Annotated in this window: 15 protein-coding genes and 1 pseudogene; 15 read left to right on the top strand and 1 reads right to left on the bottom strand. The window is 56.3% G+C overall.

All coding sequences use genetic code 11. The annotated features are described in order from the left end of the window. The first annotated feature begins 38 nt into the window (after positions 1 to 38). The 8 genes from KRR23_RS00170 to KRR23_RS00135 all read left to right on the top strand — a co-directional run bounded on the left by KRR23_RS00170 (position 39) and on the right by KRR23_RS00135 (position 5,317). Positions 39 to 1,730 carry an SUMF1/EgtB/PvdO family nonheme iron enzyme gene (locus KRR23_RS00170; protein ID WP_253911877.1) on the top strand — a complete coding sequence of 564 codons (1,692 nt, stop codon included), beginning with the start codon at positions 39 to 41 and terminating at the stop codon, positions 1,728 to 1,730. 84 nt (positions 1,731 to 1,814) lie between these two features. Continuing rightward, entirely contained in the window at positions 1,815 to 2,744 is a 930-nt protein-coding gene (gene tagQ, locus KRR23_RS00165) for a type VI secretion system-associated lipoprotein TagQ (RefSeq protein ID WP_216740871.1), read from the top strand. A gap of 207 nt (positions 2,745 to 2,951) precedes the next feature. Continuing rightward, the gene (locus KRR23_RS00160) at positions 2,952 to 3,338 is read left to right on the top strand and encodes a hypothetical protein (protein ID WP_216741325.1); all 387 of its coding nucleotides are present in this window, start codon (positions 2,952 to 2,954) and stop codon (positions 3,336 to 3,338) included. Positions 3,339 to 3,381: 43 nt separating this feature from the next. Next, a complete protein-coding gene (locus KRR23_RS00155; protein ID WP_216740870.1) occupies positions 3,382 to 3,765 on the top strand; it encodes a hypothetical protein in 384 nt (127 codons plus the stop codon). Between the two features lie 20 nt (positions 3,766 to 3,785). Continuing rightward, positions 3,786 to 4,169: a hypothetical protein gene (locus tag KRR23_RS00150; protein WP_253911862.1), complete on the top strand. Its 384-nt coding sequence runs from the start codon at positions 3,786 to 3,788 to the stop codon at positions 4,167 to 4,169. Positions 4,170 to 4,260: 91 nt separating this feature from the next. After that, entirely contained in the window at positions 4,261 to 4,479 is a 219-nt protein-coding gene (locus KRR23_RS00145; protein WP_253911861.1) for a hypothetical protein, read from the top strand. Further along, a complete protein-coding gene (locus tag KRR23_RS00140; protein ID WP_216740868.1) occupies positions 4,476 to 4,901 on the top strand; it encodes a hypothetical protein in 426 nt (141 codons plus the stop codon). Before KRR23_RS00145 ends, KRR23_RS00140 begins: the two co-directional genes overlap by 4 nt. Beyond that, a complete protein-coding gene (locus KRR23_RS00135; RefSeq protein WP_216740867.1) occupies positions 4,898 to 5,317 on the top strand; it encodes a hypothetical protein in 420 nt (139 codons plus the stop codon). Before KRR23_RS00140 ends, KRR23_RS00135 begins: the two co-directional genes overlap by 4 nt. A gap of 109 nt (positions 5,318 to 5,426) precedes the next feature. Here KRR23_RS00135 and KRR23_RS00130 read toward each other — a convergent pair. Beyond that, positions 5,427 to 5,823 (bottom strand): annotated as a pseudogene (locus tag KRR23_RS00130) (transposase); the annotation flags it as partial. 505 nt (positions 5,824 to 6,328) lie between these two features. On the opposite strand from KRR23_RS00130, the gene tssA reads away from it, so the two are divergent. Genes tssA through KRR23_RS00095 form a run of 7 tightly spaced genes read left to right on the top strand, consistent with a single transcriptional unit; the run spans position 6,329 to position 12,216 of the window. Next, a complete protein-coding gene (gene tssA / locus KRR23_RS00125; RefSeq protein WP_216740866.1) occupies positions 6,329 to 7,885 on the top strand; it encodes a type VI secretion system protein TssA in 1,557 nt (518 codons plus the stop codon). Between the two features lie 32 nt (positions 7,886 to 7,917). Further along, complete coding sequence (gene tssB, locus KRR23_RS00120; protein WP_216740865.1) at positions 7,918 to 8,433, top strand: type VI secretion system contractile sheath small subunit; 516 nt, start codon at positions 7,918 to 7,920, stop codon at positions 8,431 to 8,433. A 26-nt stretch (positions 8,434 to 8,459) separates the two neighbouring features. Then, positions 8,460 to 9,935, top strand: a complete 1,476-nt coding sequence (tssC, locus tag KRR23_RS00115; protein WP_054594683.1) for a type VI secretion system contractile sheath large subunit — start codon at positions 8,460 to 8,462, stop codon at positions 9,933 to 9,935. 15 nt (positions 9,936 to 9,950) lie between these two features. Then, positions 9,951 to 10,358, top strand: a complete 408-nt coding sequence (tssE, locus tag KRR23_RS00110; RefSeq protein ID WP_054594682.1) for a type VI secretion system baseplate subunit TssE — start codon at positions 9,951 to 9,953, stop codon at positions 10,356 to 10,358. Positions 10,359 to 10,368: 10 nt separating this feature from the next. Continuing rightward, positions 10,369 to 10,887, top strand: a complete 519-nt coding sequence (locus KRR23_RS00105; protein ID WP_216740864.1) for a PAAR domain-containing protein — start codon at positions 10,369 to 10,371, stop codon at positions 10,885 to 10,887. After that, positions 10,880 to 11,797, top strand: a complete 918-nt coding sequence (locus tag KRR23_RS00100) for a hypothetical protein (protein ID WP_216740863.1) — start codon at positions 10,880 to 10,882, stop codon at positions 11,795 to 11,797. The genes KRR23_RS00105 and KRR23_RS00100 overlap by 8 nt, the downstream gene beginning before the upstream one ends. Then, a complete protein-coding gene (locus KRR23_RS00095) occupies positions 11,794 to 12,216 on the top strand; it encodes a hypothetical protein (RefSeq protein ID WP_216740862.1) in 423 nt (140 codons plus the stop codon). The genes KRR23_RS00100 and KRR23_RS00095 overlap by 4 nt, the downstream gene beginning before the upstream one ends. Positions 12,217 to 12,287 lie beyond the last annotated feature (71 nt).

The raw sequence follows: 12,287 nt of genomic DNA, 5'->3' as shown, positions 1-12,287 counted from the left end.
TGGGCGCCGCCGTGGCGCTGAGCCTGGCCAGCTTGGGCATGGCTGGTTTTGCGAGTGCCGATGAAAGCACAGACAAACTGGACAACCCCAAGCCGTTAGCCGATGACGTCAGCCTGCCGCTGCCGTGCGAAGGGCAGATGGTGTTTCGTTACGTCTACATCCTGGCCCAGGGCACTCTGGACGACCGCGAGATCAGCCTCGGCTATCCATTCAGTGAGGACGAGGCCGGTTATCAACAGTCGTTCATCTCCGGTTACCGCCGGGACTTTATCAACGGCCAGTTCACCCTCAAGGATCTACCCAAGGATTGGGGCAAGACCATCACGCCGATGATGCCCAAGACCGACAGCAAGACCCCGCTCAAACCGATGCTCTATTTCATCGGCAAATACGAGGTCACCGCCCGCCAATACGCCGAGGTCATGGCCCAGGCGCAATCGTTGGCCAGCGGCGAGCCGGCACCGGCCTGCGAGGCCTTGCAAGCCGAGGTCCCGCAAGGCATGGCCGGGCGTTTGCCCAAGGTGAAATTGTCGCGATTCGAGGCCGAACGCTTCTCTGCGGTGTACAGCGCCTGGCTGACGAAATACCACAAGGACCTGCTACCGGTGAGTGGTCGCGGCACTTCGGCTGAAGAGGGCGGGCTGGGTTTTGTGCGCTTGCCGACCGAGGTCGAATGGGAATTTGCTGCCCGTGGCGGGCAGGCCGTTAGCCGCCAGGAACTGGAAGGGCGCCTGTTTCCCCGTCGTCTGGAAGGCAGCGAAGGCGACGGGCCACTGGCGGACTGGGCGGTCTTCAACCAGGTTGCCGGTGGCACTGGCCAGGCAGCGCGGCTGATGCCGATCGGTACCAAACTGCCTAACCCTATCGGCCTGTTCGACGTGATCGGCAACGCCGCCGAGATGGTCCAGGAGTCCTTCCAGCTCGTGCACGCCGGACGTCGCCAAGGCGCCTACGGCGGCTTCGTGGTCAAGGGCGGTAACTACCTGGAAGGCGAGGGCACCTTGTTCACCGGGATGCGTCGTGAGTACCCGCTGTTCGCCGCCGACGGCACCGAGCAAAGCAACGAAACCACCGGGTTCCGGGTCGCGATTGGCGCGTTGTCGGCGCCACGTTCGCGCTACAAGGAGCTGTTTGCCCAATGGCAGAAAGAAGGTCGGCTGGCTTCGCTGACCGATGCCATCGACGACGCCCAGGACCCGACCAAACGCCTGGACAGCATCATCTCCGCCAGTATCGACCCGCGCCTGCAAGCGGAGTTGGGGCTGGTCAACGAAGAGCTCAAGCGCAACGTCTCGCTGATCGCCCAGCAGCGCGAGGAAGCGGCCGGCAACCTGATCCAGTCGGCGGCCCTGGTGGCCGAGACCGTCAACAACTACAACATTCGCCTGACCAATTTGCAGAAGAGTCGCCAGCAGGCCGTGGACGCCAAGGACGAGGCCAGCGCCAAGCTGTTCGCCACGGCCATCGACAACGGCCGCAGTGCGCTGGACGGCGCGGTGGCGATCTACATCGACAACCTGGCAACCGGCACGCGCTACACCGATGCCGTGATCCAGGCGCAGTTTCAACGTATCAAGGAAGAGTTGGATCGCAAGCCAGTACTGGGTAAGAGCCTGGTCACGCGCGCGACGTTATTCGTGCGCCATGTCGGTGATTATCGTCAGCAACGACGAGCCGACCCGGCGGCGATATTAAAGGAATTGCTCGCATCGAACGCTCAGCGGTCTTGATCGTTCGTTGTACAGCAAGCTTGGAAGGGACTCAGGCGGCGATGGGCCGTGCTGAGCTGGTCAAACTTAAAAGAGAACACAACTATGCTTTCCTCCCGTAAACCTTTTGCTTCGCTTTCCAAGCGTCACTTGGTGCTGATTGCCGTCGGCTTCAGCACCGTACTGACCGGTTGCGCCACGTCGCCGACCTCCAAGGTCGCCTCGAGCACCAAGGTCGAGTACTACCCCAACTGCTACGAGCCGGTGCAGCACCTGCGTGCCACCGATTCGAACATGACCAAGTCGGTCGTCACCGGCGCGGCCGTCGGCGCTGTCGGCGGTGCACTGCTGGGCGCCCTGACCGATTCCGAGAACCGTGGCCGCAACGCCGCCATCGGCGCAGCGGGCGGTGCCCTGGCGGGCGGCGCGGCCGGTTACTACACCGAGCGTCAGAAGCAGATCGCCGATGACAACCAGCGCATCGCGTCCTATGCCACCGACGTCAACAAAAGCGCCGCCGACATCGACCGCAGCACCGCTTACGCCAAGACTTCGCAGCAGTGCTACCAGAGCGCGTTCACCAAACTGGTCGCCGACCGCAAGGCCAAGACCGTCAGCGACACCGAAGGCCGCAAGCGCCTGGCAGAAATCGTCGCGGGCCTCAAAGAGTCCAACGACCTGATCGTTGCGGTTAACGGCAAAGCCAGCGAAGACCTGAACAACTACACCCAGGCCTACGAAAAAGACCTGCAACAAGTCGGCGTGCAGCGCACCGACGTGGTCACCGTGGCGACCGCCGACACCACACCGGTCGTGACTCCGACCAAGAGCAAAAAAGCCGTGAAACCGGCGAAAAAACCAGTGTTGCCAACCGTGCCGAAAGAAGCGGTCAGCACCGAGAAAACCCTGCAGACCGCCCAAGCCAAACAGGCTGAAAGCAAGCAGGTCGCCAGTGCCGGCACCACTCAGGTCAACAGCATGTGCAAAAACGCGGACCTGGGCGACTGGGCACCGGTGCCTTGCCCGAATGCTTGATTGAGTTGTTGTAGGCCTTTGATCGTTCCTGCGCTTTGCGTGGGAACGATCTGTACGGGCTACGCCTTGGCGCTATGCGCCGCCATCGTATTTGCTCTCCTTACCAACTTCCAAAGGAGATACCGAATTTGTCGATGCAGGCTTTTTTCAAAGTGGGCGCATCGCAATCGCTGCGATGACCACTGGCAAACATCCAACGTGAACGCCATGATTTTAAGAGTTGCTTTAGGTTTAATTATTTATCTGTTGGTGGCGGCTCTGTATTTCTTTGTTCATGATTATGGAGTTGCTTTTTATAAGGCTCATATGGGCGGATTTACAGCGAGAGGGGTCGCAATAGGTGGCACTGCGGAACTGACATTTTATTTTTTTATTTTCGTGAACATTGTTGTATTTGTTATGCCGACGCTGGTGGCAAAAATTGTGCCGATAGTGCTGATGGTCGCTATCGTGCTTTTCTATTTCCTTCCCGAAAATCCGGTTCGTGCAATGGCCTATAGCGGGCTTACGTTCAGTATGAGCATTTTGGCGCTGGTCACTCGTTTAATAGTGGATCGACAAATGCCCCGGCAGAAAATTTACTCTAATTCATGATCAGGCAGCCAACCCATGTCCTTTAACCGCTACGACCAAAGCGATGATTAAGTTCGCTGGCATCCTCCCGCTCTTCATCTCCCTGACTAGCTGCGCGGCACAACAGGTTTACAACAACCATGTTTATGTCGAAAACCGCTGCGACCAACCGTTGGAAATGAAGATTTCCAACAGCTCCAATCTGCATTCACTGGAGCGCAACGTGAAGGCCGAAGCAGGATCGCGCGCCTTGGTGGCGAGCTTTGCCTCTTATGGCGAAGACGTGATCGAACAAATTCCGGGCAACTATTCGCTGACCATCACCGATGCCGTCGGCACCAAGGTGGTTGACGGTGCTCAGCTGCGACAGCGCTTGAGCGGTGTAAAAAAGATTAATGACGGCACTCAGCGTGAGTGGACGATCAACGATGCGTCGATCTGCCCATGAAGCTGCCAAGGATGAAATCAATGATTAAGTGGACCGGTCTTTTTGCGTTCTTCGTGTCATTGACTGCCTGCGCCGCGCAGCAGGTCTACCGCAACGACGTGTACTTGCTGAACACCTGCGCAGTGCCGCTCGAACTTTCTCTGGTCCATGACTCCAACTACGACGATCAACCCCGCAGCTTCACGTTAAGCCCGGACGAACGCCGTTCTATCGCCAACTACACGTCGGCGGGGAAGGACGTGTCGCGCCAGGTAAGCGACCAGTACAGCCTGTCAATTAAAACCGCCCGCGCCGTCAAAACCATCGATGCGCAGACGTTGCGCTCGGCTTTGAAAAGGGTCGAAAAAGTCGAAGAAAAAGCGGTTCGTTCATGGACGATTGATGACCGATCTTTTTGCCCATGACATTCACTATTTCAATGCCGCGGTGGGAAAAAAGTTGGCTGAACGTATTCATCAGTAATACACCTTATACACACATGGAAAACTGACAGACATGCTGATGCCAAGTGAAATAGAAGGTTACCTGGCCGTTGTGGCCGACAATGATTTGTTCGGCAGCCTGGCCATGTTCTGTCTGGTACTGCTCTTGACGGCACTGCATCGGGGCATCCGAGAGTCGCGCGTGCACCGAGCACTGACGTTCATTGCATTAGCGATTGTTGTCGCCATGCACGTCGCGGGTTCCTACTACGGGAATATTAATCCGGCATGAACAAAAACGTCCGCCTGTCCCTGTGCCTGTTTTTCCACGCCCTGGGCTGTGTTGCCTACGCGTTTCTGAATGACGCGGTGGTGATTGCCTACAAAGCTTTGAACCAAGGTTTCACCTCGCATGGTGTTGGTATCGGAATGGCGAGTTACGCGCTCTTTTATATATTTCTGGTCGTCAATCTGGTGATTGCACTGATACCGAATCTCGTGGCCAAGCTCCTGCTGCTGAGCGTGATGGTCGGCTTCATCTTGCTCTGGATGCTGCCTGAAAATCCGCTAAGGGCGCTGTTTTATAGCGTGGCTCAGGGATGTGTCACGTTGTTGGCGATTTTGGCGACGCAAGTCATTGAGTTGCGCTGGGAAAGGCGCACCTTCATGCGACGGGCAACACCTGCGAATCCTGTTAAAGGGGCAATCGCATGATCAGTGCAGGCCGCCGCCGACTGCTTGTCACCGCCCTGTGGATTCCGCTGCTCGTACTCCTGCTGACGGTGCTGGAAGATCGGCTGAGCGATTTACCTACAACCGTCGAGTTGTTCGAGACCTTCGGGTTGGCTCTTGGCATTCCCGCCTACATCGCTTTTGCCCTGGTGGAAATGCGCCTTCTGCGTGGCAAGAGCGAGCAGCAGATACTCAACCGAATCTGGCTCGGACCATTGGTGTTCATCCCGTTTTACGCCGCACCGTGGATGATCTTCCGGCTGGCAAAAATGCTCTGCGGTTCCTCCAGTGACATTGCAGTGCTGTTCGGTTGGGTGGTTTTCATTCCGTGTGTGCTCATTGTGGGCTATGTGGTGGCGGGGCTGACGATAGCGGTCTACAGGACGTTTTATTCATGAGATTCAATACCAGTCAGGTACTCCATGTCCTTTAAGGTCACGCTCAGTTTGGCGCCGTCCTCGCAACGGAATTCAAAGCCGTCCGAGCGCCATAGCTGGGCAGTTCGTTGACCAGTTTCACTGGTCGTCCCCCGGCAACAAGGGTGAGTGCGCGGTCCATTGTCGCGGCCGGGCGATCTCCACGGCTTCTTTGAGGATTTCTGCCTCTATCGTGCTCTTGCCCAGCATCCGTTGCAGTTCACGGATCTGCTTGAGTGCATCGCTCAGCTCAGAGGCCGGTACCACGGCTTCGCCAGCACTGACGGCCGATAGACTGCCGTCCTGGTACAGCTTGTTGCGCCACAGGAACAGCAGGTTGGCATTGATGCCGTTGCGCCGAGCGACCACCGACACACTTTTCCCCGGCTCAAAGCTCTCGCGAACCATGGCCAGTTTTGCTCTGGGCTCCAGCGATGACGCCGCTCCTGGCCCAAAAACTCCCCACTCTTATCGTTGCGGTTAGTCATAAACATAACCGTTTGCCTATCCCCCATCGTAAGGGGAAATGGTGTCCTGTCTATCATGGGGCTCGTTCAGTAGGAAGAGTCCAGAAGCCATATCTGAAATGTCCGGTTTCAGTTTAAGAATGTTCCTACATTCATAACTTTTTATTTTTGGCATGCTTCACGCCCCATCAGGAGGGGGTCAGTAATGAATGGGGAAATAGCTCTGAGATCTCCAAAGGAAAGTCTCTATTTCAATGGCTTTTGGACGGGTTGATCGTACGATGAAATATTAATCCGACATCTATGAGTTCTCCTGATGCATATGTGGAAAATTCCTATGCGCAACGGAGACACTTCATTTTGCTGTCTAGTTGGGTGTTTGCCAGTGGGCATCGCAGTGATTGCGATGCGGCCGCTTTTAAAAAAGCATGGCTTCAATTAGAAAAGGCTTTCGCCGTTTTTTATGCAACCCCGCGCCATTGGAATCCCAACAGGCGATGGCAGTCGTTCTAACTAAAGGCCACGGATGTCCTACTCAAACAAACTTTCTGCCCATTACCTTGAACTCGCAAAAGCCTCTGTTTCCAAAGAGAATTTCGCGGGCGAGGATGTTCGTTTTTCGAGCGAATACGAGGCACTGGAAAGCGAGTTGGGCAAAGCTCAATCCATGCACGAAATCGGTCAGATCGACTGGCTGAAAATCCGCGAAAACAGCGAAAACCTGCTGCGCACCCAGTCCAAGGATTTACGAGTCGGTGCCTGGCTGACCTGGGCCCTGTACCAACGCGAGTCCTTTCAGGGACTGCTGGCCGGCCTCGGACTTCTGCACCACCTGTGCGAGAACCACTGGGCCGAGGTTCATCCCAACAAAGCCCGCACCCGCTCCGCTGCCATCAGTTGGCTGGTGCCGCGTCTCGAGCAGGTGCTGAACGAAAACGTCGCGATCAAAGAGCAACTGCCGCTGTTCCGCCGATTGGTCGAGCACCTGGAAGGTCTCGATGCTGCCTGCACCGAGCACCTGGGCGACGACGCACCGCTGCTGCTGCCGATCTCCCGCCGCCTGAAAAACATGGTTCAGCGTGCCGCCGACAACCAGCCGGAGCCCGGTGCTGTCGGTGCGGTGGTGGCTCAGGTCAAGCAGGCCGCGACGCAACTGTTCACCCCCGGCGCGCCGATCAACAACGAAAAAGAAGCCCACAAGGCCCTGCGCGAGCAGCAGGAAAATGCGCGCCCACTGTGCGCCTGGTGGCTGAAGCAGAAAGCCACCGACCTGCGCGCCTTGCGCCTGAATCGCACCCTGCTGTGGCTGCCGATCGACGCCGTGCCCGAGCGCAACGCCGAGCAAATCACCGCATTGCGCGGGTTGCCGGCCGACAAGCTGAAAATCTACCAGGACCGTTTCGACCAGAGGCAATTCGCCGACCTGTTGGTGGAACTGGAGACGAGCCTGGCCAAGGCGCCGTTCTGGTTCGATGGCCAGCGGCTGGTCTGGGAATGTTTGCAAGGGCTGAACGCCGATCTGGCCATGCGTGAAGTGGAAATCCACTTCGCGTTGTTGATTCAGCGCCTGCCGGGCATCGTCGAATTGCGTTACCACGATGGCGCGCCGTTCGCTGATCCGGGCACTCGCGCCTGGATCAGCGCCCACGTGATGCCCCATCTGCAAACCGACAGCGTGCCGCGCAAGGTCGATGTCAGCAGCAGCCAACCGGCCTGGGAACTGGCGCTCGAAGACGTTTTGCCGGTGCTGCGCAAGGACGGCCTCAAGGCCGCGGTGCAGATTCTCAAGCAAGGCCTGCAAGCTGCCCACGGCGGACGCGTGCGGTTCTTCTGGCAGTTCAGCCTGGCGCGGCTGTGCTTCCTGGCCAAGAAATACGAACTGGCCAAGACCCAGCTCGAAACCCTCGATTCAGAATTACAGAACTCAGGCTTGCACGCCTGGGAGCCTGATCTTGCGCTGGAAGTGCTGCACCTCCTGCATAGCTGCTGTGAGTTGTTGCCGCAGAACCACGCAGTGCGAGAACGCAAGGAAGAGATTTATCGCAGGCTGTGCCACCTCGATCTCGAAGTGGTACTCGAATAGGCCCCAGGGCCACAACCGCAAGGAGAAAAGCCATGGCCAAAGAAGGCTCGGTAGCCCCCAAGGAACGCATCAACGTCACCTTCAAACCCGCCACCGGCGGTGCTCAGGAAGAGATTGAACTGCCGCTGAAACTACTGGCAATCGGTGACTACACCCACCGCGCGGACGAGCGCAAAGTTGAAGATCGCAAGCCGATCAGCATCGACAAGATGACCTTCGACGAAGTACTCGCCAAGCAAGAACTGCAGCTGACGCTGAGCGTGCCGAACCGTCTTCAGGAAGAGGTCGAGACCGAAGAGCTGGCCGTGAAACTGCGCGTCAATTCGATGAAGGACTTCAACCCGGCCAGCCTGGTCGAGCAAGTGCCTGAGCTGAAAAAACTGATGGAACTGCGTGACGCACTGGTGGCCCTCAAAGGCCCACTGGGTAACGCACCTGCCTTCCGCAAAGCCATCGAAGGCGTTCTCGCCGACGACGAATCGCGCGGTCGCGTACTGGGTGAGCTGGGCCTGAACGCCGCAGCCCAGGACGCCGCCCAAAACGTCTGAGCCCCCATCAGTCAAGGAAGCCAACAATGAGCACCAGCGCAGCGCAGCAAAAGAGTAACGAGAACGGCGAATACAGCATTCTCGACAGCATCATCGCCGAAACGCGTCTGACCCCGGACGACGAAGCCTACGACATCGCCAAGCGCGGCGTGTCGGCGTTCATCGAAGAACTGCTCAAGCCGCAGAACAACGGTGAGCCGGTCAAGAAGGCCATGGTTGACCGCATGATCGCCGAGATCGATGCCAAGCTCAGCCGTCAGATGGACGAAATCCTCCACCACCCGGACTTCCAGTCGCTGGAATCGGCGTGGCGTGGTCTGCAGTTGCTGGTCGACCGGACCAACTTCCGCGAAAACATCAAGATCGAAATCCTCAACGTCTCCAAGCAAGACCTGCTGGACGACTTCGAAGATTCGCCGGAAGTGATGCAGGCTGGCCTGTACAAGCACATCTACACCGCTGAATACGGCCAGTTCGGTGGTCAGCCGGTGGGCGCGATCATCGCCAACTACTTCATGTCGCCAAGCTCGCCAGACGTGAAACTGATGCAGTACGTGTCGAGCGTTGCGTGCATGTCCCACGCGCCGTTCATCGCTGCTGCCGGCCCGAAATTCTTCGGCCTGGAAAGCTTCACCGGCCTGCCGGACCTGAAGGATCTGAAAGATCACTTCGAAGGCCCGCAATTCGCCAAATGGCAGAGCTTCCGTCAGTCCGAAGACTCGCGTTACATCGGCCTGACCGTGCCACGTTTCCTGCTGCGCAACCCGTACGATCCGGAAGAAAACCCGGTGAAATCGTTTGTGTACAAAGAAACCGTCGCCAACAGCCACGAGCACTACCTGTGGGGCAACACCGCCTACGCGTTCGGCACCAAGCTGACCGACAGCTTCGCCAAATTCCGCTGGTGCCCGAACATCATCGGCCCGCAAAGCGGTGGCGCGGTTGAAGACCTGCCGTTGCACCACTTCGAAAGCATGGGCGAAATCGAAACCAAGATTCCGACCGAAGTGCTGGTGTCCGACCGTCGCGAATACGAGCTGGCCGAGGAAGGCTTCATTTCCCTGACCATGCGTAAAGGCAGCGACAACGCCGCGTTCTTCTCCGCAAGCTCGGTGCAAAAGCCGAAGTTCTTCGGCATCAGTGCCGAAGGCAAGGCGGCAGAGCTGAACTACAAGCTCGGCACCCAACTGCCGTACATGATGATCGTCAACCGCCTGGCTCACTACTTGAAAGTGCTGCAGCGCGAGCAACTCGGTTCGTGGAAAGAACGTACCGACCTCGAGCTGGAACTCAACAAGTGGATCCGCCAGTACGTTGCCGACCAGGAAAACCCGAGCGCCGAAGTTCGTGGCCGTCGTCCGCTGCGTGCTGCCCAGATCGTCGTCAGCGATGTTGAGGGCGAGCCAGGCTGGTACCGCGTCAGCCTGAACGTGCGCCCGCACTTCAAGTACATGGGTGCCGATTTCACCCTGTCGCTGGTTGGCAAGCTGGACAAAGAGTAACCAAGGAGCTGGGTCATGACTGGATACGGCAGCCTTTTCGAACGCCTGGGTGGCGACGCGGACAAACGCGTCGGCTGGAGCCGCGAGGTTTCCGCGATGGCGTCGGTGGCTGCCCATCTGGCCAAGATGCTCAGCACCCGTGCGGGCAGCGTGCAAACGCTGTCCGATTACGGGCTACCCGATCTCAACGACATGCGCCTGAGCCTGCATGACTCCCTGAGTCAGGCCCGCCTGGCCATCGAACGCTTCATCGAAGCCTACGAGCCACGCCTCACCAACGTGCGTGTCGTTTCCCTGCCGCGAGACAACGATCAACTCAGGCTGACCTTCAGTATCGAAGGCCTGCTGGAAGTTGAAGGTTTCAAGCGTCAGGTCAGTTTTGCCGCGCGCCTGGATGGCAGCGGTCAAGTCAAGGTCAACTAAGGAGACGACGATGTCCGGTAAACCCGCAGCCCGAGTCGGTGACCCAACCGCTTGCCCGCTCCCCGGCCACAGCACCAACCCGATCGCCGCCGGTTCCGGCGACGTATTCTTCGACGGCCTCGCGGCTGCCCGCGAAGGCGATGCCTGCGCGTGTGGTGGTGCGATGGTCGGTGGGTTGGCGAGTACCGTTTTGATCAACGGCAAACCGGCGGCCACCGTCGACTCCGTTGGTACTCATGGCAATAAGGTTACTGCTGGTTCGGGGACGGTGATTATTGGGAACTCCCATTCGCCGGCTCCGTTTATTCCGCCATTGCCGATGCCGGGATACTTCAATGATTTCTTTGTTTTGCGGGATGACGAAGGTAATCCGATTGCAAATTATGGTTACCGCATAGAGACAGAAACAGGTGAAGTCTATGAGGGGGTGACAGACTCAATGGGTCATACCAAGTGTGTGAACACAGGAAAATCATCTCAGATGCTCAAGGTTTCCCTGATTACTCCAGCAGGAGTAGCTCATGCCTAATGGAACTGTGCTGGCTCAGGCGCCATCAACGCCGTCGCATAATGGTGAAGGGCAAGTCGCTACGGTAAAACTGGCGAAATTGGTTACCTATGAAATCAATATCAGGTCGTTCCATCCGGCGAAAAACTTTGGTCTGCTTGGGTTCTACTATGAAGGCGATGCTCGACATTTTTCTTTAAAGCCAAGTGGTCTGTCAGGCGTTCCAGGAACTCAAGTAACCTCCCGTATCTGGCATAAGTTTTTTGTTAAAACCTCTACGAATGAAGTTCTTGATACGCAAACTGAGTCTAATGATTCTGGGCGGATTGGGGGCGATCACACTCATTATGATGGAGCGCTTAAACCAAAAGGCGGGAGCTGGCCTTCTGTTAAAACGGAAAAAGGAGCCGTCACTACTATTTGGGTTGATGGTGGTTATGCTGGAGAAAACCATGCCTTCCCTCTATCGGCAATGGCTAAAAAACTGATCGGTATGACCTTTGTACCTAGTCTTGATGTTAGCTATAACATTACGATGACTATTGATCGAGTTGCTAAGCACATCGATATTGTTACTTATATTACAGGGGATGGCTTCCCGAACTGCGAGGCGTTTATTTCCGACCCCTCTGGTAAGGCTGTCTTTCTCGGTGTGCATGTTCGAAAAGGCGCTCCAATCACTTCTTTGCCCGGTGATAAAAAGTATCCAATGATTGCGTCGGCCATTCGCCTGGAGATTGATGATGAAGGGAATTTTAAAGGTACTTTGGGCAATGAGTTGCGCAGGCGGAAATTAAATAAAGAGCGTTTGGAAATGCGTCCGCTACAAGAGTGGAACGATTTCTTTTTAAAGCTGGATCCGAGCGAGGGTCGTTCGGGCATATTGATGGAGCCAATGCCAGATGCCCAAAGCGAGCCGAGTCTGAAATGACATACTCAAATTATTTCAAAGGGGCGCTGTGGGTGCCGGCAATTATATTGCCCGCTTTGCTTGTTGTCGATGCTGTTTATTTCTCTCCGCTGCCAAATGCGGGGATGGAACAGCTTTTTCAGATATATGTGTTAGGTTTTGGATTGGCGGCTTATGTCATATTCGCATTCTGGGCATCGCGAGTCATCGATAAAAAATCCGAGCGGGATGTTGTCCGGCTTGCATGGTGGGCTCCTGTAATTTTCATACCGTTTTATGGGGCTCCTTGGATATTGTACGGGTTGTTGTATTTGCTGAGTGGAAGTGTATCGGGTCTTGGTCTGATGGTTATGTGGTTGGCATATACACCTTATATTTTAGTTGTGGGTTACTTTTTTTCTATTGTGGTTATTGCTTTTTACAAGGCGATTATCAAGTGATTTGTTCGATAGGAAATATGACTTGAAGTCAGGGTTCAAAAGTAGCGATCCACACGCACGAAATTAGCGAA

This window comes from Pseudomonas sp. CVAP#3 (assembly GCF_018986375.1).
GTDB classification, from domain to species: Bacteria; Pseudomonadota; Gammaproteobacteria; order Pseudomonadales; family Pseudomonadaceae; genus Aquipseudomonas; species Aquipseudomonas helvetica.
Note: the sequence above shows the minus strand (reverse complement) of the source record. Positions and strands in the feature narration are given on the sequence as shown.